Source organism: Prauserella flavalba (assembly GCF_003202235.1).
GTDB classification, from domain to species: Bacteria; Actinomycetota; Actinomycetes; order Mycobacteriales; family Pseudonocardiaceae; genus Prauserella_A; species Prauserella_A flavalba.
In genome coordinates this window covers 465,283-489,834 of sequence record NZ_MASU01000006.1, presented here as the reverse complement: position 1 = coordinate 489,834, position 24,552 = coordinate 465,283, and the positions used below count along the sequence as shown (strand labels likewise).

Genomic DNA, 24,552 nt, shown 5'->3' with positions numbered 1-24,552 from the left:
TTACTGGAGATCAACCGAGCGTGACGGGCAATGCGGTGAGCCGCCACGTGCCGGGGTCGGGCATGCGCGGCGCCTCGCCCGCCGCCGCCAGCGCAGGGAACCGGCGCAGCAGTGCCGCCAGCGCCACCTCGGTCTGCACCCGCGCGAGCGCGGCACCGAGGCAGAAATGCGGCCCGTGCGCGTAGCCGAGGTGCCCCGGCCCGTTCCCGGCACGCGTGACGTCGAGCGTGCCGGGGTCGGCGAAGACGCGCGGATCGCGGTTCACCGACGCGAGCACCACCGTCACCGAGTCGCCCTTGCCCACCGGCACGCCGGCGAGCTCGGTGTCCTCGCGCGCGAAGCGTGGCATCGTCAGCAGCTGAGGTCCGCACCAGCGGGTCAGCTCCTCGACGGCACCGGGCAGCAGCGCCGGGTTCTCGCGCAGCAGGGCCAGCTGGCCGGGGTTGGCGAGCAGCGTGGCCACGCAGTTGGCGATCAGGTTGGTGGGCGTCTGCCCGCCGAGCACGACACTCCACACGAGAGTGACCAGCTCGACGTCGCTGAGCCGGTCGCCGTCCTCGGCCTGCGCCCTGATCAGGTCGCCGATGAGGTCGTCGGCGGGCTCGGCGCGCCGGGCGGCGACGGCCTCACGCGCGCCCTCGATGATCCCCGGGATCGCCGTGCCGAACTCCTCGCCGGCCCCGGCGGCCACCGCGCTGCCGTACTCGCGCCAGCGGGGCCGGTCGGCGCCGGGAATGCCGACCAGCTCGCAGATCACGTCCATCGGCAGCGGCCGCGCGAAGTGCCGCAGCAGGTCCACCGAGCCGGTCCCGGCGTGGCCGGTCAGCTCGTCGAGCAGCCCGTCGACGATCCGCTCGATAGGCGGCCGGAAGCTCTGGGCGCGGCGGGCGGTGAACGCGGGCGCGACGAGCCTGCGCAGGCGCGCGTGCTCGGCGCCCTCCATCTCCTGCATCGTCCGCAGGTACGGCTTGCAGTCCTCGGGCACGTCGGGCCGCAGGGCGAAGGTCTCCTCGCTCAGCTCGAACCGGGGATCGCCGAGCATCGCCCTCGCCTCCGCGTGCCGCAGCACACCCCACATCGGGGCGAGCCCGGGCACGGTCAGCCGCGCCACCGCCGAGCGCTCCCTCACGGGTGCGTAGGCGGCGAAGGGGTCCGTGATCACCGCGGGGTCGGCGAGGCTGATCTCGGGAACGGCACTGGTCATCGACGCGCACCTCATTTCGGATGTTCTAATCATCTGAATGTCGAGAGTATCGCACGATGCCCGCGTAGGACCTCTGGCCTTCTCCATCGCCACGGAGTACTCTGGATCGAGTAATCGGACACGAGCACTTGATCTGGAGTGGCGATGGCAGGCCGCACTCGCGCGAACCCGCTGGCACTGGCCGTGCTGGGCCTGCTGTACGAGCGCCCGATGCACCCGTACGAGATGTCTAGCACCCTGCGCGAACGGCGCAAGGAGGACAGCATCAAGCTCAACTACGGGTCGCTGTACTCCGTGGTCGAGTCCCTGCAGAAGCGCGGCCTGATCACGGCGCGGGAGACCGTCCGCGAGGGCCGCAGGCCCGAGCGCACCGTCTACGAGATCACCGAAGCCGGCACCACCGAGATGACCGACTGGCTCAGCGACCTGCTCGCCCGCCCCGTCAAGGAGTTCACGCAGTTCGAGGCGGCGCTGTCGCTCATGCCGATCTTCGGGCCGGACGAGGTGGTCACGCTGCTGGAGACCCGGCTGCGGTCCCTGCGGGAGCAGCGGCTGGCCTACGACCACGGCACCGCGAGCGCGCCCGCGAACTTCCCCCGGCTGTTCCTGATCGAGGCCGAGTTCAAGTACGCACTGCTGCGCACGGAGATCGAGTTCGTGAGCGCGCTGCTGGACGAGCTGCGGGCCGGCACCTTCGAGGGCGTCGCCCTGTGGCGGCGGATGCACGAGCTGCGCGGGGAAGGCCACTCGCCCGAGGCCGTCGAGCAGCTCCTCGCCGAGGAGTTCAAGGAGGAACTGAGCTGGCTGAGCGAACTGAGTGACACCCAGCGGCCCGAACAGGGCTGAGGGGCTCCGGCCACGGTGCGGCAACACCACGGCCGGAACCCCTCGACACACCGGAGTCCGGCGCTCTCGCGAAAGACCGCCGTTCCCAGCGTGCCCGCACTCGTCAGGGTAACGCGGCCGAGCGAGGCCCGGCTCCTTCCATCCACATCGGAGAAGGAGCACCACCATGCCCACCGCAAGATCCGCCACGGCCATCGAGGCCGTGAACCTCGGCAAGACCTACGGCCGCGGCGGGAAAGCCGTCCGCGCACTCGACGGCGTGAGCTTCGCCGTGCCCACCGGGGTCGTGTTCGGACTGCTCGGCCCCAACGGGGCGGGCAAGTCCACGACGGTCCGCATCCTCAGCACCCTGTCGAGACCGGACTCCGGCACCGCGAGCGTCGCCGGAGTCGACGTGCGGCGCGAGCCGGCGCGGGTGCGGCGCGCGATCGGTTACGTGTCGCAGAAGCCGGCGTTCGACCCGATGGCGACCGGCAGGGAGAACCTCGTGCTGTCCGGGCGCGTGTACGGCCTCTCCCGCCACGACGCGCGCGAGCGGGCCCGCGGCCTGCTCACGCGCTTCGGGCTCGGCGACGCCGCCGACCGCCTGGCAGGCACGTGGTCCGGCGGGATGCAGCGCAAGCTCGACGTCGCGATGGGGCTCGTCCACCGGCCCCGCGTGCTGTTCCTCGACGAGCCCACCACCGGCCTCGACCCCGAGGCGCGCGCGGACCTGTGGGCCGAGATCGACCGGCTCGCGGCCGGCGACGGGCTGACGGTGCTGCTCACCACCCACTATCTCGAGGAGGCCGACCGGCTCGCGGCCCGGCTCGTGATCGTCGACGCGGGCAGTGTTGTCGCCGAGGGCAGCCCCGAGCAGCTCAAGAACGAACTGCGCGGCGACAGCGTGCAGGTGGAACTGGCCGGCGGGGACGCCGACGGCGCCGGGCACCGTGCCCGGCACGCCGTGGGCGCGGTGCCGGGCGTCGCGGACGTGACCGTCGAGGGCGGCGTGCTGCGCGCCCGCGTCGGCAACGGAGCCGCCGCGCTGCCCGGCGTGCTCGCCGCACTCGACGCGGCCGGGGTGGAACCGGCGGCGATCACGATGGCGAGACCGTCGCTCGACGACGTCTACCTGCGCCACGCGGGCCGCGCGTTCCGTGAGGCCGACCGGGCCGAGGGGGTGCTGGTGTGACCACGTTCGCCACGCACACCGGGCTGCTCACGCTGCGCTCGCTGCGCACGCTGTCCCGCCAGCCCGCGTACCTGCTGTTCACCCTGGTGCAGCCGATGGTCTGGCTGCTGCTGTTCGGGCAGCTGTTCTCGAAGGTCGCCGAGCTGCCGGGCTTCGGCGTGGACTCCTACCTCGAGTACCTGACGCCGGGCGTGATCGTGATGACGGCGATGATGTCGGCGGGCTGGAGCGGCACCACGTTCATCGACGACGCGGAACGCGGCGTGCTGGACCGCAACCTCACCTCGCCGCTGAGCCGCGGCTCGCTCATCACCGGCTCGCTGGTACACCAGGGCATCGTCACCGTCATCCAGTCGCTGATCGTCTTCGGCGTCGGGCTGCTGGCCGGTGCGCGCTACTCCGGCGGCGTGACCGGGATCCTCGCGGTGCTGGCGTGCACGGTCCTGCTCGCCGTAGTCTTCGCGGCGCTGTCGGACGCGCTGGCGCTGCTCACGCGCCAGCAGGAGGCGCTGATCGGGGTGTCGCAGTTCCTGACCCTGCCGCTGGCGTTCCTGTCGTCGGTGATGATGGCGCCCGCGCTGCTGCCGGGCTGGGTGGCCGAGGTCGCGCGGTTCAACCCCGTCGACTGGGCCGCCGTCGCCAGCCGGGAGGCGCTGACGGCCGACCCGGACTGGGGCGTGGTGGCATGGCGCGCTGGCCTGCTCCTCGCACTGGCCCTGCTGATGGGCTGGCTCGCCACCCGCGCGTTCCGCACCTACCAGCGAGCCAGCTGATCGCTCCCCAAGGCCACCTTTGTTGCGTTGAACGCAACAAAGGTGGCCTTGGGGGCAGGATGGGGGTGTGCGACGAGAACTCGTGATCCTCAGGCACGCCAAGTCGGACTGGCCCTACGGCGTCGCCGACGACCAACGCCCGCTCGCCGAGCGCGGGCGCCGCGACGCCCCCGCCGCGGGCCGCTGGCTGCGGGCACACGTGCCCGCGTTCGACCTCGTGCTGTGCTCCACCGCCAAGCGCGCCCGCCAGACCTGGCACCTCGTGCGGCGGGAGCTGGGCGGCTCACCGGAGGTCAGCCACGACGGCAGGCTCTACGGCGCCTCGGCCGACACGCTCACCCGCATCGCCCGCGAGCTGCCGGGTGACGCGCACACCGTGCTGTTCATCGGCCACAACCCCGGCCTGGAGGACTTCGTCTCGACACTCGCCGATCGCGGCTGCACGCTCAAGACGTCCGCGATCGCCGTGCTCTCCGGCACGGGCGACTGGACCGACGTGCGGCCCGGGTGGGCCAGCCTCGACGACGTCGCCAAGCCCCGCGGCTAATCGGCCGGCTCGAAGACGCCCAGCGCGTCGTAGGCGTGCCAGGAACCCGCGTGCTTGCCGAGCGTCAGCACGTTGTCCCCCACCCGGAGCGCGGACACCGGGATCAGAAGCTCCACAATGGACGGCCGCAGCGGGTTGCCGGGCAGCGTCGCGTCGCCCTGCAGCGAGCCCTTCGTCGCACCCTTCTCCAGCTCGACGTCCGCCACCGCGCTGCCGTTGCAGGACACCGCGAGCGAGCCGGGGATGCTGGCGTGGGTGTCGATGAGCCACACCGCGAGCACGAGGTCCCGCGCGGGCACGCCCTCCAGCCGGAACCGCAACCGGAACGTGTGCGCCTTGCTGCCGGCCCACCGGTCGGCGGGGCCCGGGTGCAGGTACGGCCAGTCGGCCGACGGGCTGCTGGCGCCGACGACGTAGTCGGCGCCGTCCGGGAAGCGGCTGGAGTACTGCTGATAGCCCGCGGGTGCGAGGGCGAGCTCCAGACTCTTGCTGTCGAAGGAGCCGATCACGGCCACCGGCCGCCCGCGCACGGTCACCGACTCCGCCGACGTCGCCCGCAGCAGCGCCGACGGCCTGCTGCGGTCGCCTGCCGCGTCCACCGTCGCCACGCGGTAGTGCCACGTGCGCCCGGTGGGGCCGAGCTCGGCGTGCCGGAACCGGCCGTACACCGTCTTGCCGAGCAACGTCTCCGGTCCCGGTTGGAACGCCGCGTCCGGCGAGCCGTAGACGGCGAAATGGTCGACGAGCGGCCGGTACGACCGCGCCGCCCACGCCAGCTCGATCCAGCCGATGCCCGTGGTCGCCGTGAGCCGCTGCACGGGTTTCACCAAGGTGTTCATCACGCCTCCCGCAGGCCGGGGTTGCCGGCCTCGGTGACGAAGCGCGCGACGGTGGAGACGGCCGCCGCGTCGTCACGTTCGATGTAGTCCACGACCTTGAACTCCGACGTCAGCCGCGTCGCGTCGAGCCGGCAGTGCACGTAGCCCCTGCGGCCGTCGTAGAACCGGACGTGGGGATTGGACAGCCACAGGCCGGTGTAGCCGTCGGTGGGTGCCCCGTCGCCGTCGGAGCCGATCGACCCGGTCACCAGCTCGGTCCCGATCGTCCGCGAGGAAGGGTCGGCGAAGTCGGCCTTCAGCTCCGCGGCCACGTGCCGGTGGATGTCGCCGGTGAACACCACCAGGTTGTCCACGCCTTCACGCTGGACGGCACCGAGCACGCGGTCGCGGCTCGCGGTGAAACCGTCCCACTGGTCCATGCTGAACGTCCGGCCGGGCCCGGTGTCGCGGTCGATCTGTGCCATCACCACCTGCTGCGCGAGCACGTTCCACGTCGCGCGCGAGCGGCGCAGCCCGTCGAGCAGCCAGCCTTCCTGTGCCTCGCCGAGGATCGAGCGGCGCGGGTCGGTGTGCTCACCGCCTGCCGTCGTGTCGGAGGGCACGTTGTCGCGGTACTGCCGGGTGTCGAGCACATGGAAGTCGGCGAGTGTGCCCCACGGCGTCCTGCGGTAGAGCCGCATGTCGGGGCCGCTCGGCAGCGACGTCCTGCGCAGCGGCAGGTTCTCGTAGTACGCGCGGTACGCCACGGCGCGCCTGCGTTCGAAGTCCTCCGGTGAGATGCCGTACTGGGAGTGGGCGTCGGCGTAGTTGTTCTGCACCTCGTGGTCGTCCCAAGTGACGATCCACGGCGCGCGGGCGTGTGCCGCGCGCAGGTGCGGGTCGCTCTTGAACAGCGCGTAGCGAAGGCGGTACTGCTCGAGCGTCTGCGTCTCGGCATCGTGCACGGGACCGACGGAAACGCCCTGGCGCCACAGGTTTCCCGCGTTGATCGCGTACTCGTAGATGTAGTCGCCGAGGAAGAACACCAGGTCCGGGTCGTCGGCGGCGAGGTGGCGGTAGGCCGTGAAGTGCCCGTGGTACCACGCCTGGCACGACGCGAGCGCGAGCGACAGCGTGCCGCCGCGCTGGTGCGGCGCGGGCGCGGTGCGGGTGCGGCCGGCCGGACTGAGGTACCCGCCCGCGCGGAAGCGGTAGAAGTACTCGCGGCCCGGCCGCAGCCCGCGCACCTCGGGGTGCACCGAGTGGGCCAGCTCCGCCGACGCGAGCGCCCTGCCTCTGCGGACCACGCGGCGGAACCGTTCGTCCTCGGCCACCTCGTACTCGACGGTGACCGGCCGCAGCGGCATGCCGCCGTGCCCGTCCCCGGCGAGGGGCTCCGGGGCGAGCCGGGTCCACAGCACGACGCCGTCGGGCTCGGGATCCCCCGACGCGACACCGAGTCCGAACGGGTCGCCGGGCACCCGGCCCTCCCCGCCGGGAGCCGCGGAGGCGGACGTTCCGGTGCCCAGCACCAATGCCGCCGCGCTGACCCCGGTGAGGCCGAGGAAGGACCGCCTGTCAAGACCCGCTCTGTCGTCGTCGGACATGGCGCCAGCCTTGCCGACGATCATGAGCAGGAGGTGAAGCGCAGGAGAACCCCCGTGGGCCGCGAGTCGTGCACTCCCGACCGCGAGTCGTACGCTCCAGACCGCGAGTCGTGCACTCAGGACGCCGAGTTGTGCACTCCAATGCGCCGGACCGCGCGGTCCGCGAGTGGGAACGCACAACTCGCGCGCGGGAACGCACAACTCGCGCGCGGGAACGCACGACTCGCGAGCGTCAGGCGGGGATGCGTTCCGCTCGGCAGAGGAACGCCGTGGGGGTGCGGCCGATGCGGGTGAGGATCACGCTCGCCTCCGCGGAACCCTTGGGCTTGAGCCTGCGGCGCAGCGCGTTGGGGTCGACGTCGAGGCCGCGCACGAGGATCTCGACGCGGCCGACGTCGTGCCTGCGCAGCGTCGCCCGCAGGCCCTTCTCGCTGTAGTTGCCGAACTCCAGCACCCGGAACGCCCGCACACCCGGCGGCGGCGTGTCGCCGGTGAGGTAGGCGATCCGCTCGTCGAGCTGCCACAGGCCGTGCCGCGCCCCGTAGTGCCGCACGAGCCCCGCTCGCACCACGGCACCGTCCGGGTCGACGATCCACTCCCCCGGCTCTCCCACCGCGACGTCGTCGGGATCCGAGTCGGTGACCGTCCACTGTGTCCCGTCTGAGCGCAGCGCGGTGGCCCGGCGCGCCGCCGTGGCGAGTCCCTCGCTCCACAGGCACGCCTCCCGCACCTGGCCGTCGAGCGAGATCAGCTCCACCTCGCGCGCCCACGGCACGGCGGCGCGCTCGATGCCGGGCGCGCACTTGACCACCAGGTCCCGGCGCGCGTACGTGGTCGCGAGGTCGTCGAGCGCGGGGACGAAGTCCTCCGGCCGCCACGTCCTGCGTCCCGAGGAGTCCCGGCGAGCCGGATCGGCCACCACCACGCAGTCCCTCGTCACCGGCCGCAGCGCGTCGGCCCGCACCAGCAGCGGCGACACGCCGGCGCGCTCACAGTTGTGCGCGGCCATCGCGAGCCGGACAGCGTCCACATCGGACCCGACACACCGGGCGGCACGACCGGCGAGCTCCACCAGGTCGGCGCCGATCGAGCACGTCACGTCGTGCACGTCGCGCCCGGCGAGCCTGCGTGCCCGGTACGCCGCGACCGGCGCGGCGCTCGCCTGCTGCAGGGCGTCGCCAGTGAACAGCCACTCGTCCGCACCCGCGAGCTTGGTCACGGCCTTGCGCCGCAACACCACGGTCTCCAGCGCGGCGGCGTAACGATCACCGACGAGGCGCCGCGCCGTGCCGACGTCGGCGATCCGGCTCGCGTCGGTCAGCGGCAGCCCGGCACACGCCGCGAGCGCCTTCTCGCCCCGCGCCGATCGCAGAAAGGCGACGTCATCGAGCGAGAAGGCGTACGGCAACTACAGTTCCGTCGGGGCGGCCGGCTTGGTGCCGGTGATCATCACGTTGTAGAACAGCTCGCGCGGCAGCACCTTCGACAGCAGCTTCTTGTCCACTGCGGACAGCCGGAGCCACAGGTGGTAGGCGAAAAGCCGCCAGCGCACGGTGAGCTTCTCCTGTGGGACGGCCGCCTCGAACGTGCGCACCGGCCAGCCCACGAGCGCCGCGCTGAACTCGTCGGTCACGGCCTTGACGTCCACCGCGCCCGCGCCGAGCGCCGTGCGCTCCAGCTCGGAGGGGTCGAACGTGTGCAGGTCCACCACGGCCTCGAGCGCCGCCGCGCGGGAGGACTCGTCGAGCTCCTCCTGCGGCCGCCGCCACTCCCGCAGCGCGGGCAGCTTCGTGACGTTGGTGGTGAGCCACCACGTCAGCTGCCCGAGCTTGCGCGCGTAGAAGTCGCCGATCCTGGTCGGCTCCCCGGCGAAGACGAACCGCCCTCCCGGCTTGAGCACCCGCAGCACCTCGCGGAACGCGGCCTGCACGTCCGGGATGTGGTGCAGCACGGCGTGCCCGACGACGAGGTCGAAGCTGTTGTCGTCGTAGGGGATCCGCTCGGCGTCGGCGACCCGGCCGTCCACGTCGAGGCCCAGCTTCTCGGCGTTGCGCAGCGCCACCTGGACCATGCCGGGCGAGAGGTCGGTGACCGAGCCCTTCTTGATCACGCCGCCCTGCATGAGGTTCAGCAGGAAGAAACCGGTGCCGCTGCCCAGCTCCATCGCCGTCGGGTAGGGCTGGCCCTGCTCACCGGCGACCGCGTTGAACACGTCCGTCGCGTACGAGATGCAGCGCTCGTCGTAGGAGATCGACCACTTCTCGTCGTAGGTGCCCGCCTCCCAGTCGTGGTAGAGCACGTTGGCGAGCTTCGGGTCGGCGTAGGCGGCACGCACTTCCTCGGCGCTGGCGTGCGGGTTCGGCGCCGGGTCGATCACGTCCGTCACGTCACTTCCCTTCGAACGTGGCCTTGCCCGGACCGTTCTCGATGAACGACCGCATCCCCGCGGTCTGGTCCTCGGTGGCCCACAGGGCGGTGAACAGCTGGGTCTCCAGCTTGAGCCCGTTGCGCAGGTCCTGGTCGAGCCCGCCGTCGATGGCGGCCTTGGCGGCCTTGAGCGCCACGGCGGGACCGTTCACGAACTGCGCGGCCCACTTGTGCGCCGCCGCGTAGACGTCGTCGGGGGCCACGACCTCGTCGACGAGCCCGATCGCCAGCGCCTCCTCGGCCTTCACGAACCGGCCGGTGTAGATGAGGTCCTTGGTCTTGCTCGGGCCGATCAGCCGGGTCAGCCGCTGCGTGCCGCCCCCGCCGGGGATGATGCCGAGCTGGATCTCGGGCTGGCCCACCTTCACGTTGTCGCCGATCACGCGGCGGTCGGCGGTGAGCGCCAGCTCCAGCCCGCCACCGAGCGCGTAGCCGGTGATGGCGGCGACGGTGGGCTTCGGCAGCTCGGCGATCACGGTCAGCGAGGCCGTCAGCTCGGCGCCGAACTTCGAGATCTCCACGTAGGACTTGGCGGCCATCTCCTTGATGTCCGCGCCGCCCGCGAAGGTCTTCTCCCCGCCGTAGAGGATCACGGCGCGGACGTCGCTGCGGTCGGCGGCCTCCTCGGCGGCCTCCCTGAGCTCCGCCTGCACCTGGTAGTTCAGTGCGTTGACCGGCGGACGGTCGAGCCGGATCGTGCCGACCCCCGCTTCGACCTCGAGACGTACGAACTCGCCCACGCCATCCTCCTTGACTGCTAGGTGTTCACCGCACGTTACCGGCGCCGGGCGAAGAAGCGATCACCCGAGCGTTCCAGAAGCAGGTCCTGCCCGAACGTCGCGGACAGGTTCTCGCTGGTCAGCACGTCGTCGAGCAGGCCGGCCGCCACCGCGCGGCCCTCGGCGAGCAGCAGCGCGTGCGTGAAGCCCGGCGGGATCTCCTCGACGTGGTGGGTCACCAGCACCATCGCGGGGGCGTCCGGGTCGAACGCGAGCGTCGACAGCCGCGCCACCAGGTCCTCACGGCCACCGAGGTCGAGGCCCGCGGCGGGCTCGTCGAGCAGCAGCAGCTCCGGGTCGGTCATCAGTGACCTGGCGATCAGCGTGCGCTTGCGCTCGCCCTCCGACAGCGTGCCGTACATCCGGCTCGCGAGGTGGCCGATGCCCAGCGCGCCCAGCAGCTCGTCGGCCCGGTCGGTGTCGAGCGAGTCGTAGGCCTCGCGCCAGCGGCCGAGCACGGCATAGCCCGCGCTGACCACGACGTCGCGGACCTTCTCCTCGGGCGGGACGCGCCCGTTGATCGCGGCGGAGGTGAACCCGATGCGGGGCCGCAGCTCGAAGACGTCGACGCGGCCGAGGCGCTCGCCGAGCACGTGGACCGTGCCGCCCGTCGGGTGCAGCTCCGCGGCGGCCAGCTTCAGCAGCGTCGTCTTGCCCGCGCCGTTGGGCCCGAGCACCACCCAGCGTTCGTCGAGCTCCACCGACCAGTCGAGGTCGGCGAGCAGCTTGTTGCCGCCGCGCCGCACCTCGACGCCCGACAGGTGGACGACGAGATCGTCGAGGTTCTCCTGCACCGAGTTCACGTGGGCCATTGTCACCGACTCACCACGCCCCGCTCGCACGGCCCCGCGTCACGCGAGGACGACCTTTCCCAGCTCGGCGGGGCTGGCGAGCAGGCGATGTTTCGGCAGCACACGCACCGTGTAGCCCAGCGCGCCCGCGTGCGGCAACCGCAACGTGGCATCGAACACACCACGGCCAGCGGGCCGCATCGGCACGGTCACCACGTCCTCCAGGTCGTCGGTGTCCCCGACCCGGCCCACCACGGCCTGGACGTCCACTTCGGACTCGTCGAGCCCGGCGAGGTCGACCCCGGCGCGCACGCGCACGTCCCCGCCGACCACGAGCGCGTCGGCGCCCTCCACCACCAGCTCGGTGTCGAGCACGCGCACCCGGTTCCACGCGAGGTCCAGGCGCGTGCGGTACCCGGCGAACGCGCGGGAGGCCGCGTAGCCGTCCCGGCTCGCCTCGGCCACCATCGTCGCCGCGGGCAGGTAGTACGACTCGACGTACTCGCGCACCATCCGCGACGCCTGCACGCGGGGGCCCAGCGTGCGCAGGGTGTGCCAGATCATGGACATCCAGCCCTTGGGCACGCCGGTGGCGTCGCGGTCGTAGAACAGCGGCGCGATCTGCTGGCCGAGCAGGTCGTACAGCGCGTCGGCCTCCAGGTCGTCGCGCAGCAGCGGGTCGGTGACGCCGTCCGCGGTGGGGATGGCCCAGCCGTTGCTGCCGTCGTAGTACTCGTCCCACCAGCCGTCGCGGATGGAGAGGTTGAGACAGCCGTTGAGGGCGGCCTTCATGCCCGACGTGCCGCACGCCTCCAGCGGCCGGGTCGGGTTGTTCAACCACACGTCACAGCCCCGGTACAGGTAGCGCGCCATCGACATGCCGTAGTCGGGCAGGAACACGATCCGCTCCCGCACCGCCGGGTCGTCCACGAAGCGCACGATCTGCTGGATGAGCGCCTTGCCGCCCTCGTCGGCCGGATGGGACTTGCCCGCCACCACGATCTGGATGGGCCGCTCGTCGTCCAGCAGCAGCGCCCGCAGCCGCTCGGGGTCGCGCAGCATCAGCGTGAGCCGCTTGTACGTGGGCACCCGCCGGGCGAAGCCGACCGTCAGCACGTCCGGGTCGAAGATGCGCTCGGTCCAGCCCAGCTCCAACGCCGACGCGCCCCGCTGCAGCCACGCGTCGCGCGCGCGGCGGCGCACCTCGGCGACGAGGTTGCTGCGCAGCTCCCGGCGCAGCTCCCACAGCTGCTCGTCGGTCACCGACTCGTCGATGCCGGAGCCGTGCCCGTCGTGACCCCACTCCTCGTCGCTGCCGCCGAGCAGCGCGCTCATCTCCCTGGCCACCCACGTCGGCCCGTGCACGCCGTTGGTCACCGAGCTGATCGGCACCTCGTCGGCGTCGAAGCCGGGCCACAGGTTCGCGAACATGCGCCGCGACACCCGGCCGTGCAGCGCCGAGACGCCGTTGGCACGCTGGGCCAGCCGCAGGCCCATGTGCGCCATGTTGAACATGCCGGGGTTGTCCTCGGCGCCCAGCGCCAGCACGCGCCGGGGATCGACGTTCGGCAGCAGCCGGCCGTCGCCGAAGTAGTGCTGCACCAGGTCGACGGGGAACCGGTCGATCCCGGCCGACACCGGGGTGTGTGTGGTGAACACCGTGCCCGCGCGCACCGTCGAGAGCGCCTCGTCGAAGCTCAGCCGCCCGTCGGCGAGGATCTCGCGCGCCCGCTCGAGGCCGAGGAACCCGGCGTGGCCCTCGTTGGTGTGGAACACCTCGGGCTGCGGGTGCCCGGTCAGCTCGCAGTAGCGGCGCACCGCGCGCATCCCGCCGATGCCGGCGAGGATCTCCTGCCGGATGCGGTGGTTGGCGTCGCCGCCGTAGAGCCGGTCGGTGACGCCGCGCAGGTCCTCGTCGTTGCCCTCGACGTCGGTGTCGAGCAGCAGCAGCGGCACCCGGCCGACGCTCGCCTTCCAGATCTGGGCGTGCAGCTCCCGGCCGCCGGGCATCGCGACGTGCACCACCACGGGCTCGCCGGACGGCTCGGTGAGCGGCTCCAGCGGCAGCCCGCTCGGGTCGATCACCGGGTAGTGCTCGATCTGCCAGCCGTCGAGCGACAGCGACTGGCGGAAGTAGCCCGCCCGGTAGAGCGGTCCGACGCCGATCATCGGCACGCCGAGGTCGGAGGCGGCCTTGAGGTGGTCGCCCGCGAGCACGCCGAGGCCGCCCGAGTAGTTCGGCAGCGCCTCGTGCACGCCGAACTCCATCGAGAAGTAGGCGATGGCGTCCGGCGCCCGGTGCCCGTTCGCGTCCTCGGCGGCCCTGCGCTGGTACCAGCGCGGCTCGGTGAGATAGCGCTCCAGGTCGTCGATCGCGTCCCTCGTCCTGGCGAGGAAGTCCGCGTCGGCGGCGAGCTCCTCCAGGCGCGCCGCCGGGATCTCGGTGAGCATCCGCAGCGGGTCGCGGATGCGCCGGAACAGGGCGTCGTCCATCGAGGCGAACAGGTCGCGGGTCGGCGGATGCCATGTCCAGCGCAGGTTGGTCGCCAGCGCCGTCAGGCCCGTCAGCTGATCAGGCACGCGTGCGTGCACCGTGAACCGGCGGACTGCTCTCATGGGTCGATTGAACACAGGGGCGCGCAGCGCCACCACGGGGGGTGGCGGTCGGGTGACGGGCGGGCGACAGCGAGTTCGTCGTCTCGGTGATTCCGCGCGTGCCGACGCAGGTCACTCAGTAAGGTGCCGGTCATGAACCACACTGGGGGGCACGGCGCCCGCCGCAGGGCACTGATCACCGGGCTCGCCGCGGTCGTCGCGCTCACGGCGACCGCGTGCGGCGAAGAGACCAAGGGGCAGCTGCAGACGGCCGGCGACATCGCCGGCCTGCCCGTCACGCACTTCGAGAGCGGCCTCAAGCCCGACGCGCCCACGCCGGAGCTGCAGGTCCGCAACGCCACCGACAGCCAGGAGGACCGGCTCGCGATCGCCGCGATCGCCGACGTCAGCGACTACTGGGCGCAGGAGATGCCCGCCCATTGGGGCGAGGAGTTCGAGCCGGTCGCGCAGCTGCTGTCCTACGACCCGAACGAGGCCGAGATCGAGGTCTGCGGCGCCACCACGGCCGACGCGGCGATGAACGCCTTCTACTGCCCGCCGGAGGATCTGGTCGCGTGGGACCGGGGCCTGCTGCTGCCGCTGCTGCGGGAGCGGTTCGGGCCGATGGCGATCGTCACCGTGCTCGGCCACGAGTTCGGCCACGCCATCCAGTTCCGGCTCGGCGACAAGGCCGGTGTCGACGAGTCGACCTCGACGATCGTGAAGGAGCAGCAGGCCGACTGCTTCACCGGTTCCTACTTCCGCTGGATCGCCGAGGACAAGAGCAAGTACTTCACGGTGTCCACTTCGGAGGGCCTCAACCAGGTGCTCGCGTCGATGTTCTTCATCCGCGACGAGGCGGGCCAGTCCGCCGCCGAGCAGGGCGCGCACGGCACCGCGTTCGACCGCACCTACGCCTTCCAGCTCGGCTTCGAGCAGGGCGCCAAGGAGTGCGCCGCCATCGACCAGGAGAACGTCGACGCCCGCATCACCGAGCAGCCGTTCCACGACGGCGACGCCGGCTCGGGCGACATCGCCATCGACGCCGACAGCGTCGGGCTGCTGCAGCAGAGCCTCGACGAGGCGTTCGCGGGCGCGAACGTGGAGCCGCCGCAGATCGTCGACGACGGCGGCGAGTGCGACGGCGGCCGGAGCACGCCACCGGCGTCGTACTGCGCCGACACCAACACGGTGAGCATCGACATGGAGGAGCTCGCCGCGATCGGCCAGCCCGTGGACAGGGAGGCCGAGTTCCAGGGCACCGAGTCGGCGGGCGGGCTCGGCGACTTCGCGGCCTTCAGCGAGATCGCCTCGCGCTACACGCAGGGCATCCAGAAGGGCGTGGGGGCGGCGCTGGACAACGCGAACGCGGGCCTGCGCACGTCGTGCCTCGTCGGCGCGTGGGCCGGGGCGATCAAGGACCCGGGCAGCGGCAACACGCTCATCCTCTCCTCCGGTGACCTCGACGAGGCCATCGCCGAGCTGCTCCAGCCGCGGAGCCTGCTCGCCGCCGACGTCAACGGTCACCCGGTGGCGAACGGGTTCGCGCGGGTCGAGTCGCTGCGGCTCGGCTACTTCGAGGGCTCGTCGGCCTGCACGAAGAACTACGGCTGACCGCGCGCCATGCGAAACGGCCCCTCACCGTCGTCGCGGTGAGGGGCCGTCGTCGTACCCGGCTCAGAACAGGGCGCTGGCGAGGTCGCGGCGCGCCTTGATCACCCGCTCGTCGGCGGGGTCGAACAAGTCGAACAGGCCCACCAGGTGCTCCCGGACCCGGTTGCGGTCGTCGCCGCTGGTGCGCCGGATGGCCGCGATGAGGCGGGCGAACCCGTCCTCCACCTGGCTCTGCGCGACCTCGAAGTCGGCGGCCGCGAGCTGGGCGTCCAGGTCGGCGGGGTCGGCCTCGGCCTTGGCCACCGCCGACGGGTCGGTCTGCGTCGCCCGTGCGGCGAAGCGGACCTGCACGAGCGCGGCCTTGGCCAGCTCGTTGCCCGGCTCGGTGTCCAGGATGCGCTGGTAGGCGGCCTCGGCGGCGGCGAAGTCACCGCGCTCGAAGGCCTCCTCGGCCTCGGTGAAGCGCGGGTCCTCGGGCTCCTCGACCGGCTCGCCACCGCCCTGCTCGGCCGCCCTGATGCCGGGCAGCTTGTCGCGGAGCGCGTCGAGCAGCTGGTTCAGCCACTGCCGGATCTGCGGCTCCGGCAGTGCGCCCGAGAAGGCGTCGACGGGCTGCCCGCCCGCGATGGCGACCACCGTGGGAATCGACTGCACGCCGAACAGCTGCGAGATGCGCGGGTTGGCGTCCACGTCGATCTTGGCGAGCACCCACGCGCCGTTGCCCTCGGCGGCCAGCTTCTCCAGCACCGGGCTCAGCTGCTTGCACGGCCCGCACCAGTCGGCCCAGAGGTCCACGACCACCAGGTTCTGCAGCGACCGCTCCACGACCTCGGCCTGGAACGTCGCCTCGGAGACGTCGATGACGTGCGGGCCTCCGCCGCCACCGGCAGGCGGCCCCGCGGGCGGCGCACCGTCCTGCGCCGGCTGCTGGCGTGCCGCGTCGGCCCGCGCCTTGAGCCCGGAGAGGTCGACCGCGCCGGAGAGCGCCGCGGACACCGCGGGCGAGTTTCCTGCTGATCCACGTGGCTGTGTCACGGTTCCATCCTGGCACGGACGCGCGGCGACTTCACCGCTGGTGGGGCGGTCGGTCAGGCGCCGCCTTTCCGGCGCTGCTCAACGCGCTCCACCGTGGCGCCGAGCCGGCCCTCGTAGCCGGGCCGGATGTCGGCCTCGAGCACGAGGCCGACGCGGGGAGCACCCTCACCGGCCGCCTCGACCACGCGCTTGACCACGTCCATCACCTCGTCCCACTCGCCCTCGATGTCGGTGACCTGCGCCTCAGAACGAGGGCTCGGTCCGTCGCCAGCGTCCAGGCAGCGCTCGTCCGCCCGGCGCAGACGATCAGGGGGCGGCAATGGTCGTGGAGGTTCCCAAGGGCAACGCTCCGACTCGGTCCGCCTCCGCCGCATCGATCAGCTCACGTTCCCGCAGCCGCGCGATCGCACGGCGTCGCTCATCGAGCAGCTTGTCCCGCTGCCTCGGCTCGAGCGCGCCCACCAATTCAACGGCCCGCTCCCAATCTGGCGTACCGACAAGGCGGAAGTTCCTCGGAACCGGCACACGACGCCCACGTGAAGCGACGCGCATCGCAACGAGCAAGACCGCAGCCACCACAACCGACGCCCACACAGGAATCGACTCCGGGGCGAAGCCGAGCGCATCGACCTCCCTGACGCTCGCCAGCTGCCACAGTGCGAGAACACCGCAGACAACGGTGGCCGCCAGATAGCCGACCTCCCCAGTCGCCCAATGCCGCTGGGTCCGCCACCAGCGGAAGGCGATCACTGCCACCCCCAGCAGCACCACGACGAAACACCAGCTCGTGAACGGGATGCCGATGTCGTCATCGAGCGCGTCCGCCTCGCCCGTCACCATGGTCCTACCGCCGAATGTGCTCAAGATCGGGCCTCCGAGCGTCGACACGCCGCCGACGAGAGCCAACACAGCGACCAGATAGAGAACCCAACCCAGCACGTTCCGCCTCCGCGAGGCCGCGTCCTCCATCCGCTCGTGGCCAAGGGCCCGGACGATGTCATCGTGATTCTTCAACACATACAGGTCGAGCTCGGCCAGGCGCAGACCGTACGACGGAACCGTCTTGGACCACGTTCGGACATTGATCGTCTGCTTCGCCGCCCCCCAGGCTCCCTCGTCGGACGCGTGCACAGATACCGCAGCCTCGGATGCTCTCATAACCGCAGGCCAGGCCGATGCAGCCGACAACATCGAGCACCTGGCGCACGCAGGCCCACCACGACCGGGATACGACCGGCTTCGTCGCGAAGGCGTTGAGACCGCTAGGGCGGCTGCGGGGACTGGTTACGCTCAGCTCTCCTCGATCGCTGTCTCTAGCCGTTCGAGCTTCCCCTCAAGCTCACCGTCGAAGCCGGGCCGGATGTCGGCCTTGATCACCAGCGAGACTCGCGACCCGAACGGCAGGACGGCATCGGTCGCACGCTTGACGACATCGAACACCTCGTCCCAGCTGCCTTCGACCTCGGTGAACATCGCCGATGTCCGGTGGGGCAGGCCCGATGCTCGCACGACCTTCACGGCCTCGGAAACGGCGTCGGAGACCGAGCCGTCGGCACGGCCGGTGCCGGATGGAGCGACTGAGAACGCGATCAGCATGTCAAGCCTCCGTACCTGGGCGCTGAATCGACGGATGTTGCGGGCATGCCCTTCGTCTCGCAGGGCAGACCGGACTCGCGGACCGCGACGATCATGTGTTCCTCCACGTAGTGAGCGATACCGGTACCCAGCTTGCCGACAGTCGCTGCTAACTTCGAGGCCCATGAACCGTCCGTTGCCGTTCGACCCGATCGCGCGCGCGGCGCAGCTGTGGGAGGACCGCATCGGGCCCTCCGAGACCATGGCCGCCGTGACCGGCCTGATGCGGGTGCAGCAGATCGTCCAGTCCGCCGTCGACGGCGCGCTCAAACCGCACGGGCTGACGTTCGCGCGCTACGAGGCGCTGGTGCTGCTGACGTTCGCGCGCAGCTCGAGCCTGCCCATGCGCGTGATGGGGGAACGCCTGCAGCTGCATCCCACGAGTGTCACGAACATCGTGGACCGGCTGGAGAAGGACGGCCTGGTCAAGCGGCTGCCGCACCCGACGGACCGGCGCACCACGCTCGTCGAGATCACCGACGAGGGTCGGGTGCGGCGCGAGCAGGCGACCAAGGCGGTCACGGCGATCGACTTCGGGCTGGTCGGCCTCACCTCACGGCAGACCGACCAGCTCACCGAGCTGCTGACGAAGGTCCGCAAGGCGGCGGGCGACTTCGCCGAGTGAACCCTCAGGCGCCGGCGGGCTCCGGCTCCCTCTCGGTCACGAACAGGCCGGTGCCGCCGTTGCGCAGGCGCTGGGGGCCGTCGAGTCGGCCGCGGCGCAGCGCCCACTTCTCGAACACCCACGTGAACAGCGGCGGGATGCTGGCGAGCAGCGCGACGATCAGGACCTTGCCGGACCAGCCGAGCGGGCGGGCCACCGCGAGCGTCACGGCGAGGTAGAGGACGAACATCACGCCGTGGACCATGCCCAGCACGGGCACGCCGCCCTCGCCGAGCTCCACGACGTACTTCAGGAACATGCCGACCAGCAGGCCTGCCCAGGAAAAGGCTTCGGCAACGGCGACCACGCGGAACAAGACGGCAGCCTTGTTCGACAAGGGTTCCTCCTCGGTCACGAAAAACCGCCCGAACAGCGGCCGCGAATACAACTTCTGTCCACGTCAACCACGCTGTCGGACGTCTCGATACCAGTGTGAGGCGTGATGGCCATCACCGGGACACCGGGGGCCGGTGATCATCGCCACGCGCGGCGCGTCAGGCTTCCCAGCGGAACACCCTCGCCGCTATGAGGCCGACAACCGCCGTGAACCCGAGCAGCACCACGGCGGGCAGCAGGAGCGCGCCGATCCCCTGGTCGCGCACCATGACGTCGAGCATCCCCTCGTTGAGGTGGCGCATCGGGAAGACCAGCGACACGTTCTGCAGCCACTGGGGAATGGCGTCGAGCGGCAGCAGTGCGCCCGAGAGGAACGCCATCGGCAGCGTGATGAGGTTCGCCACACCGCTCGCGGCCTCCTCGGTCTTGCAGAAGGCGCCGACGAGCATGCCGATCGCGAAGAACGAGAGCGTGCCGAGCAACAGCAGCGGGATCGCGAGCCACCACTGCCCCGACAGCCGCAGCCCGAACACGGGCAGCATCGCCACGCCCACGAACACGATGAACTGCAGCACCGCCACGCCGAGCGCCACGAGCAGCCGCGAGCCGAGGACGGTCATGGGCCGCACCGGAGCCAGCCGCAGCCTGCGCAGCACCTGCTTCTTGCGCCAGTTCACGAACGTCAGCGCGGCGCCGAACACGGCGGAGATCGAGATCGCCCACGACATGATGCCCGGCGTCAGGTACTGGATGGGTTTGAGCGACTCGTCCTCCACCTGCGCGGCGTCGAGGGTGAACCGGGGAGCCTGCCCGGTCGCGGCGATGTTGGCCTGGTTCACCACGCCGGCGACGAGGCCGTTGACGAGCCCGGCCTGCGTCCGGTCGCTCGCGGCGAAGCGCAGCGTGATCGTGTCGCCGTTCTGCTCGACGTAGGCGGGCAGGTCGCCGTCGCGCACCTGCTCGCGCGCGGCCTCGGCCGAGTCGAGCCGCGTCGGCTCCACCGCCTCGGACCGTTCGAGCGCGGAGATCACCGGGCCGTCTCCGACGATGCCGATCGAGGTCCCGGAGGCGCCCTCGTTGCCGAACAGCAGCCCGAAGATCACCAGGAACATCATCGGGAACAGGAACGTGAAGAACAGCGTCGCCTTGTCCCGGACGAAGCCGAGGAAGCCGGCCTTCGACAGCGCCAGGAACGCCGTGGACGAGGCGGGGCGGGCCGCGGTCCGCTCGCGCGGGGTCTCGATGAGGGTCATGCCCGGTACTCCCGTCCCGTGAGCTCGAGGAACACGTCCTCCAGCGTCGCCGTCCGCACCTGCAGGCCGTCGAGGGTGCCGCGCTCGGCGAGCGCCGAGAGCAGCGGCGCGGGCGAGCGCGTGGAGATGGTGAGCGACAGCTCGTCCTCGGCGACCTGGTCAGCGCCGGGCAGTGCGCGGGCCTGCTCGGCGGGCAGCGCGCCGCGCTCCAGGATCACGCGGGTGGCGGCGTCGAGGTCGCGGACGAGCCGGGCGGGCGCGTCCATCGCGAGGATCCGGCCGTCGTCCATGATCGCCACACGGTCGCAGAGGATTTCGGCCTCGTCGAGGTAGTGGGTGGTGTAGACGATCGTCTTGCCGCGCGCCTGCACCTCGCGCAGCACGTCCCACAGGTTGCGCCGCGCCTGCGGGTCGAGTGCCGCGGTGGGCTCGTCGAGGAACACGATGTCCGGGTCGTGCACCAGCGCGCACGCGATCGAGAGCCGCTGCCGCTGACCGCCGGAGAGCTTGGCCTCGGGCGTGGCCGCCTTGTCGGTGAGCCCGACGAGTTCCAGCACCTCGTCCACGCGCGCAGCCGTGACGCCGTAGAGCGCGCCGAAGGTCTCCAGCTGCTCGCGCGCGGTCAGCTTGTCGAAGAACGCCGACGCCTGCAGCTGCACGCCGATGCGGGGCAGCAGCGCGAGGTTGCGCGGCCACGGCGGCTCGCCGAGCAGGCGCACGGAGCCGGAGTCGGGCTCGCGCAGGCCCTCCGCGATCTCCAGCGTCGTGGTCTTGCCTGCGCCGTTGGGGCCGAGAATGCCGAAGAACTCGCCTTCGGCGACGTCGAACGAGACGCCGTCGACCGCGCGGACGTCGCCATAGCTGAGGTGGATGCCGGACACGCTGAGTGGCGAGGTCGGGGGCATGCCACGGACATTAGCGGGCTGGGCCACCGGTCAGGTCCGGGTTGACAGGAACCGGCGTGGCGGTGTTCGATCCACTGGCTATGACAACGTTGTCGTCGACCTCGGACAGCGCGCGCCGGGCCACCATGAACGACGTGGCCCGGCTGGCCGGCGTGAGCATCAAGACCGTGTCCCGCGTGGTCAACGACGAGCCCGCGGTGCATCCCGAGACGGCGGCCCGCGTGCTGGCGGCCATCGAGGAGCTGGGCTTCCGGCGCAACGCCGGCGCCCGCAACCTGCGCCGGGGCTCCACCACGGGCACGCTCGGCCTGATCGTCGAGGACGTGGGCAACCCGTTCTACTCGGAGCTGACCAGGGCCGTCGAGCGGGTCGCGACCGCGTTCGGCAGGCAGGTGCTCACGGGTTCGTCGGAGGAGAACCCGGACCGGGAACGCGAGCTGGCGCTGGAGTTCTGCGGGCGCAGGGTCGACGGGCTGCTGATCGTGCCCGCCGGGGACCGGCACACCTACCTCGGCCCGGAGCTGCGCTCCGGCACGCCCGTGGTGTTCGTCGACCGCCCGCCGGGCGACCTCGCCGCCGACACCGTTCTCGTGGACAACGCGGCAGGCGCCGCCCAGGCCGCCGCCCACCTGGCCGCGCACGGCCACCGCCGCATCGCGTTCGTCGGCGACAGCCCGGAGATCCACACCGCACGCGAGCGGCTGCGGGGCTTCCGCGAGGGCTGTGCCCGCGCGGGCATCGGCCCGGAGGAACGCGTCGTGGTGATGCGCGAGCCCGGTGAGGACAGCGTGGCGGAGCCGGTGCACCGGATGCTCGCCGCTCCGGATCCGCCGACCGCGGTCGTCGCGGGCAACAACCGTGTCACCGTGGAGCTGCTCCGCGCGCTGGGCGGGCGCGAACGCCGTCCCGCGCTGGTCGGCTTCGACGACTTCGAGCTGGCCGACCTGCTCGACCCGCCGGTGTCGGTGGTCGCGCACGACGTCGGCCTGCTCGGGCGGACGGCGGCCGAGCTGCTGTTCGCCCGCCTGCAAGGAGATCAGTCACCACCGAGAAAGGTCGTTCTGCCCGTGCGTCTCATCGCCCGCGGTTCCGGAGAGGTCGCTCCCGCATGACCGGCACCCACGAACCCGTCAGGCTCCCCGCCAACCAGCCCGCGCAGTTCTACCGGGGCGGCGCCGCGATCGCCGCGCTGCGCGGCGCGGAGTCGAGTCAGGACTTCGGGCCCGAGGACTGGGTCGCCTCCACCACCACGCTCTTCGGCAAGGACGCCGAGGGGCTCAGCAGGCTGCCGGACGGGCGGCTGCTGCGCGAGGCCGTGCGCGCCGACCCGCGCGGCTGGCTCGGCGCGGCCCACGTCGAGCGCTTCGGCGACTCGACGGCGCTGCTGGTGAAGCTGCTCGACGCGGGCCAGCGCCTGCCCGTGCACTTCCACCCGTCGGACTCGTTCGCCCGCAAGCACTTCGACTCGCACTTCGGCAAGACCGAGGCGTGGATCGTGGCCGGCACGAGCGGGCCCGAGCCCACCGTGTACGCGGGGTTCCAGCGCTCCCAGGACCCGGCGACGGTCGGTGAGTGGGTGCGCGACCAGGACGCGCCCGCGATGCTCGGCGCGCTCAACAGCATCCGCGTGCGGCCCGGCGACACCGTCTACATCCCCGCGGGGCTGCCGCACGCGATCGGCGAGGGCGTCTTCGTGGTGGAGTTGCAGCAGCCGACGGACTTCTCGCTGACCCTCGAGTGGCGCGACTTCCTCGCCTCGCCCGACAAGGGCCACCTCGGCATCGGCTTCGACACGGCGTTGCGGGCGCTCGACACGGCGGGCTGGGACGCGGGGCGGCTGGAGACGATCGTGCGGCACACCGCGTCCGACACATCGTCCACTGTGGACCTGCTCGCCGAGGGCGCGAGCCCGTTCTTCCGCGCGGACACGCTGCGCCCCGGCGGTGCCGCGCTCGCGCTGGACCCCTCGTTCGCGGTGCTGGTGGTGCTCGACGGCGAGGGAGCGCTGCGCACCTCCTCGGGTGCGGCGTTCCCGCTCGGCAAGGGCGACACGCTCGTCGTGCCGCACGCGGCGGGCGAGCTGGAGCTGACCGGCGAGGCGACCGTGGTCCGCTGCCGCCCGCCCGCCCCGTAGCGACGGCAACGCGCCGCGGTGGGTGGCCTGGCTGACTGCGGTGAAGGCCACCTTCACTGCGTGGAACCAGACACAGCGGCGCGGAAGACCTCCGCTCGGGCGCTGGTAAGAAGCAGGCGCCCGCAGTGAAGGCCACCTTCACTGCGTTGGGCGCAGGCAGGGTGGCCTTCACTGCGGCCGGGTCAGTACGGGAGCGTGCCGTCGGCGAGGGCGGTGAGGGTGCCGCGCAGCCACGTGCGCGTGGCCTTCCAGAGGCCGCCGCCGAGCGAGATGCGAGCGACGCCGAGTCCGGCGAGGTCCGCGAGGCCGGGCCCGCCGGGCAGGTACGTCGCGTTGACCGCCGCCGGGCGCACCGCCTCCGTGAACGCCCGCAGCACGCCGGGGTCGCGCACGTGGATCGGGTACACGCAGTCGGCGCCCGCCTCGAGGTAACGGCGGGCCCGGTCGAGCGCGTCGGGCAACAGGGCCCGCTCGCCGGCGGCGCCGGAGGCGCCCAGGAAGACGTCGACGCGGGCGTTGAGCACGAGATCCTCGCCCGCGGCCTCCCGGACCGCCGCGATCCGGTCGGCCTGCTGGGCGGCGTCGCGGAGCCCGCCACGCGGGTGGTCGGTGTCCTCCAGGTTGCAGCCGGCCAAGCCCGTGGCGAGCAGCCGCTCGGCGAGTTCCGAAGGCGCCAGGCCGTACCCCGATTCGGCGTCCACCGTCACCGGCACGCTCACGGCGCGCGCGATCCGGGCCGCCGCGGCGAACATCTCGGCGGCGGGCGCCTGCTCGCCGTCGCCGTAGCCGAGCGAGCGGGCCACCGCGACCGAGCTGGTGGCCACCACCGGGAACCCGGCCTCCTCCACCAGGCGCGCGCTGTCGGCGTCCCACGCGTTGGGCAGTACCAGCGGGCGACCCGGCACGTGCAGCTCCCGGAGCAGGCCTGCGGTCACGGCTTCTCCGGCGGCAACGGCTTGCGGCTCGTGACGCCGAGCCGGTTGAGGGCGTTGATCACCGTGGCGGCCCAGGCGACGGCCACGTACTGCTCCTCCGTGAACACCGCCTTCGCCTGCTCGTAGACGTCGTCGGGCACGTCCTGGTGCTGCGGCAGGCGGGTCATGGCCTCGGTGAGCGCGAGCGCCGCGCGCTCCTGGTCGGTGTACAGCTCGGTCTCCCGCCACGTGCTGAGCAGGAAGAGCCGCCGCTCGGTCTCGCCGGCCTTGCGCGCGTCGCGCGAGTGCATGTCCACGCAGAACGCGCAGCCGTTGAGCTGCGACGCCCTGATCTTCACCAGCTCGATGAGGCGCTGGTCGAGCCCGGCGTCGGCCGCGGCCTTCTCCACGGTGGTGTGCACGGCGATCAGGTGCTGGTACGCCTCGGGCAGCGCGGCGCTGAGTTGGGTTCGCTTCGTCACTCCGCCAACGTATCCCGCA

25 protein-coding genes are annotated in these 24,552 nt (G+C 71.9%); 8 read left to right on the top strand and 17 right to left on the bottom strand.

Annotated features, from left to right (window positions below; all coding sequences use genetic code 11):
• Window positions 1–10: 10 nt before the first annotated feature.
• Window positions 11–1,204 carry a cytochrome P450 family protein gene (locus BA062_RS18375; RefSeq protein ID WP_110338240.1) on the bottom strand — a complete coding sequence of 398 codons (1,194 nt, stop codon included), beginning with the start codon at window positions 1,202–1,204 and terminating at the stop codon, window positions 11–13.
• A gap of 144 nt (window positions 1,205–1,348) precedes the next feature.
• Between BA062_RS18375 and BA062_RS18370 the strand changes: the two genes are divergently transcribed.
• The 4 genes from BA062_RS18370 to BA062_RS18355 all read left to right on the top strand — a co-directional run bounded on the left by BA062_RS18370 (window position 1,349) and on the right by BA062_RS18355 (window position 4,544).
• A complete protein-coding gene (locus tag BA062_RS18370) occupies window positions 1,349–2,050 on the top strand; it encodes a PadR family transcriptional regulator (protein ID WP_110338238.1) in 702 nt (233 codons plus the stop codon).
• 166 nt (window positions 2,051–2,216) lie between these two features.
• Window positions 2,217–3,224, top strand: coding sequence for an ATP-binding cassette domain-containing protein (locus tag BA062_RS18365; RefSeq protein WP_110338236.1), 1,008 nt, complete (start codon window positions 2,217–2,219; stop codon window positions 3,222–3,224).
• Window positions 3,221–3,997, top strand: a complete 777-nt coding sequence (locus BA062_RS18360) for an ABC transporter permease (protein WP_110338234.1) — start codon at window positions 3,221–3,223, stop codon at window positions 3,995–3,997. Before BA062_RS18365 ends, BA062_RS18360 begins: the two co-directional genes overlap by 4 nt.
• Window positions 3,998–4,064: 67 nt before the next feature.
• Window positions 4,065–4,544, top strand: a complete 480-nt coding sequence (locus BA062_RS18355; RefSeq protein ID WP_210406913.1) for a SixA phosphatase family protein — start codon at window positions 4,065–4,067, stop codon at window positions 4,542–4,544.
• Here BA062_RS18355 and BA062_RS18350 read toward each other — a convergent pair.
• The 7 genes from BA062_RS18350 to glgP all read right to left on the bottom strand — a co-directional run bounded on the left by BA062_RS18350 (window position 4,541) and on the right by glgP (window position 13,582).
• Window positions 4,541–5,383, bottom strand: coding sequence for a polysaccharide lyase family protein (locus BA062_RS18350; RefSeq protein ID WP_110338229.1), 843 nt, complete (start codon window positions 5,381–5,383; stop codon window positions 4,541–4,543). The two genes, BA062_RS18355 and BA062_RS18350, sit on opposite strands and share 4 nt — an antisense overlap.
• Window positions 5,383–6,969 (bottom strand): alkaline phosphatase D family protein, encoded by a 1,587-nt coding sequence (locus tag BA062_RS18345; RefSeq protein ID WP_110338379.1) that lies wholly within the window; start codon window positions 6,967–6,969, stop codon window positions 5,383–5,385. Before BA062_RS18345 ends, BA062_RS18350 begins: the two co-directional genes overlap by 1 nt.
• Before the next feature lie 232 nt (window positions 6,970–7,201).
• Entirely contained in the window at window positions 7,202–8,377 is a 1,176-nt protein-coding gene (locus BA062_RS18340; protein WP_110338227.1) for a class I SAM-dependent methyltransferase, read from the bottom strand.
• The gene (locus BA062_RS18335) at window positions 8,378–9,355 is read right to left on the bottom strand and encodes a class I SAM-dependent methyltransferase (protein WP_110338225.1); all 978 of its coding nucleotides are present in this window, start codon (window positions 9,353–9,355) and stop codon (window positions 8,378–8,380) included.
• 1 nt (window position 9,356) lies between these two features.
• The gene (locus BA062_RS18330) at window positions 9,357–10,136 is read right to left on the bottom strand and encodes an enoyl-CoA hydratase/isomerase family protein (protein WP_110338223.1); all 780 of its coding nucleotides are present in this window, start codon (window positions 10,134–10,136) and stop codon (window positions 9,357–9,359) included.
• A gap of 35 nt (window positions 10,137–10,171) precedes the next feature.
• On the bottom strand, window positions 10,172–10,987 hold the full coding sequence (locus BA062_RS18325; protein ID WP_110338221.1) for an ABC transporter ATP-binding protein: 816 nt from the start codon (window positions 10,985–10,987) through the stop codon (window positions 10,172–10,174).
• Window positions 10,988–11,026: 39 nt separating this feature from the next.
• Window positions 11,027–13,582: an alpha-glucan family phosphorylase gene (gene glgP, locus BA062_RS18320; RefSeq protein ID WP_110338219.1), complete on the bottom strand. Its 2,556-nt coding sequence runs from the start codon at window positions 13,580–13,582 to the stop codon at window positions 11,027–11,029.
• Between the two features lie 132 nt (window positions 13,583–13,714).
• Here glgP and BA062_RS18315 point away from each other — a divergent pair, with 132 nt between their 5' ends.
• Window positions 13,715–15,175, top strand: coding sequence for a neutral zinc metallopeptidase (locus tag BA062_RS18315; protein ID WP_110338217.1), 1,461 nt, complete (start codon window positions 13,715–13,717; stop codon window positions 15,173–15,175).
• A 63-nt stretch (window positions 15,176–15,238) separates the two neighbouring features.
• On the opposite strand, the gene BA062_RS18310 is transcribed toward BA062_RS18315, so the two are convergent.
• From BA062_RS18310 to BA062_RS18295, 4 genes are all read right to left on the bottom strand, one after another.
• A complete protein-coding gene (locus tag BA062_RS18310; protein WP_110338215.1) occupies window positions 15,239–16,210 on the bottom strand; it encodes a tetratricopeptide repeat protein in 972 nt (323 codons plus the stop codon).
• A gap of 53 nt (window positions 16,211–16,263) precedes the next feature.
• Entirely contained in the window at window positions 16,264–16,488 is a 225-nt protein-coding gene (locus tag BA062_RS18305; RefSeq protein ID WP_245959890.1) for a thiamine-binding protein, read from the bottom strand.
• A 28-nt stretch (window positions 16,489–16,516) separates the two neighbouring features.
• Window positions 16,517–17,341, bottom strand: a complete 825-nt coding sequence (locus BA062_RS18300) for a hypothetical protein (protein ID WP_110338210.1) — start codon at window positions 17,339–17,341, stop codon at window positions 16,517–16,519.
• Between the two features lie 159 nt (window positions 17,342–17,500).
• Window positions 17,501–17,806 (bottom strand): thiamine-binding protein, encoded by a 306-nt coding sequence (locus BA062_RS18295; protein ID WP_110338208.1) that lies wholly within the window; start codon window positions 17,804–17,806, stop codon window positions 17,501–17,503.
• A 163-nt stretch (window positions 17,807–17,969) separates the two neighbouring features.
• On the opposite strand from BA062_RS18295, the gene BA062_RS18290 reads away from it, so the two are divergent.
• On the top strand, window positions 17,970–18,470 hold the full coding sequence (locus tag BA062_RS18290) for a MarR family winged helix-turn-helix transcriptional regulator (RefSeq protein ID WP_110338206.1): 501 nt from the start codon (window positions 17,970–17,972) through the stop codon (window positions 18,468–18,470).
• Between the two features lie 4 nt (window positions 18,471–18,474).
• Here the strand turns inward: BA062_RS18290 and BA062_RS18285 are convergent, their stop codons facing one another.
• The 3 genes from BA062_RS18285 to BA062_RS18275 form a co-directional block, all read right to left on the bottom strand.
• Window positions 18,475–18,846 carry a DUF3817 domain-containing protein gene (locus BA062_RS18285; protein ID WP_110338377.1) on the bottom strand — a complete coding sequence of 124 codons (372 nt, stop codon included), beginning with the start codon at window positions 18,844–18,846 and terminating at the stop codon, window positions 18,475–18,477.
• A 157-nt stretch (window positions 18,847–19,003) separates the two neighbouring features.
• Window positions 19,004–20,098 carry an ABC transporter permease gene (locus tag BA062_RS18280; RefSeq protein ID WP_110338204.1) on the bottom strand — a complete coding sequence of 365 codons (1,095 nt, stop codon included), beginning with the start codon at window positions 20,096–20,098 and terminating at the stop codon, window positions 19,004–19,006.
• The gene (locus tag BA062_RS18275; RefSeq protein ID WP_110338202.1) at window positions 20,095–21,003 is read right to left on the bottom strand and encodes an ABC transporter ATP-binding protein; all 909 of its coding nucleotides are present in this window, start codon (window positions 21,001–21,003) and stop codon (window positions 20,095–20,097) included. The genes BA062_RS18280 and BA062_RS18275 overlap by 4 nt, the downstream gene beginning before the upstream one ends.
• Before the next feature lie 125 nt (window positions 21,004–21,128).
• Here BA062_RS18275 and BA062_RS18270 point away from each other — a divergent pair, with 125 nt between their 5' ends.
• On the top strand, window positions 21,129–22,115 hold the full coding sequence (locus tag BA062_RS18270) for a LacI family DNA-binding transcriptional regulator (RefSeq protein WP_110338200.1): 987 nt from the start codon (window positions 21,129–21,131) through the stop codon (window positions 22,113–22,115).
• On the top strand, window positions 22,112–23,137 hold the full coding sequence (locus BA062_RS18265; RefSeq protein ID WP_110338198.1) for a class I mannose-6-phosphate isomerase: 1,026 nt from the start codon (window positions 22,112–22,114) through the stop codon (window positions 23,135–23,137). The genes BA062_RS18270 and BA062_RS18265 overlap by 4 nt, the downstream gene beginning before the upstream one ends.
• 182 nt (window positions 23,138–23,319) lie before the next feature.
• Here BA062_RS18265 and BA062_RS18260 read toward each other — a convergent pair whose 3' ends face one another.
• A complete protein-coding gene (locus tag BA062_RS18260; RefSeq protein WP_110338196.1) occupies window positions 23,320–24,072 on the bottom strand; it encodes an isocitrate lyase/PEP mutase family protein in 753 nt (250 codons plus the stop codon).
• A complete protein-coding gene (locus tag BA062_RS18255) occupies window positions 24,069–24,533 on the bottom strand; it encodes a carboxymuconolactone decarboxylase family protein (protein ID WP_110338194.1) in 465 nt (154 codons plus the stop codon). Before BA062_RS18255 ends, BA062_RS18260 begins: the two co-directional genes overlap by 4 nt.
• Window positions 24,534–24,552: the final 19 nt, after the last annotated feature.

Excerpts from the sequence above, each read along its gene's own strand:
- BA062_RS18315 (WP_110338217.1), top strand. The coding sequence starts at position 13,715 with ATGAACCACACTGGGGGGCACGGCGCCCGCCGCAGGGCACTGATCACC.
- glgP (WP_110338219.1), bottom strand. The coding sequence starts at position 13,582 with ATGAGAGCAGTCCGCCGGTTCACGGTGCACGCACGCGTGCCTGATCAG.
- BA062_RS18280 (WP_110338204.1), bottom strand. The coding sequence starts at position 20,098 with ATGACCCTCATCGAGACCCCGCGCGAGCGGACCGCGGCCCGCCCCGCC.
- BA062_RS18325 (WP_110338221.1), bottom strand. The coding sequence starts at position 10,987 with ATGGCCCACGTGAACTCGGTGCAGGAGAACCTCGACGATCTCGTCGTC.
- BA062_RS18375 (WP_110338240.1), bottom strand. The coding sequence starts at position 1,204 with ATGACCAGTGCCGTTCCCGAGATCAGCCTCGCCGACCCCGCGGTGATC.
- BA062_RS18290 (WP_110338206.1), top strand. The coding sequence starts at position 17,970 with ATGAACCGTCCGTTGCCGTTCGACCCGATCGCGCGCGCGGCGCAGCTG.
- BA062_RS18350 (WP_110338229.1), bottom strand. The coding sequence starts at position 5,383 with ATGAACACCTTGGTGAAACCCGTGCAGCGGCTCACGGCGACCACGGGC.
- BA062_RS18295 (WP_110338208.1), bottom strand. The coding sequence starts at position 17,806 with ATGCTGATCGCGTTCTCAGTCGCTCCATCCGGCACCGGCCGTGCCGAC.
- BA062_RS18370 (WP_110338238.1), top strand. The coding sequence starts at position 1,349 with ATGGCAGGCCGCACTCGCGCGAACCCGCTGGCACTGGCCGTGCTGGGC.
- BA062_RS18270 (WP_110338200.1), top strand. The coding sequence starts at position 21,129 with ATGAACGACGTGGCCCGGCTGGCCGGCGTGAGCATCAAGACCGTGTCC.
- BA062_RS18365 (WP_110338236.1), top strand. The coding sequence starts at position 2,217 with ATGCCCACCGCAAGATCCGCCACGGCCATCGAGGCCGTGAACCTCGGC.
- BA062_RS18345 (WP_110338379.1), bottom strand. The coding sequence starts at position 6,969 with ATGTCCGACGACGACAGAGCGGGTCTTGACAGGCGGTCCTTCCTCGGC.
- BA062_RS18275 (WP_110338202.1), bottom strand. The coding sequence starts at position 21,003 with ATGCCCCCGACCTCGCCACTCAGCGTGTCCGGCATCCACCTCAGCTAT.
- BA062_RS18265 (WP_110338198.1), top strand. The coding sequence starts at position 22,112 with ATGACCGGCACCCACGAACCCGTCAGGCTCCCCGCCAACCAGCCCGCG.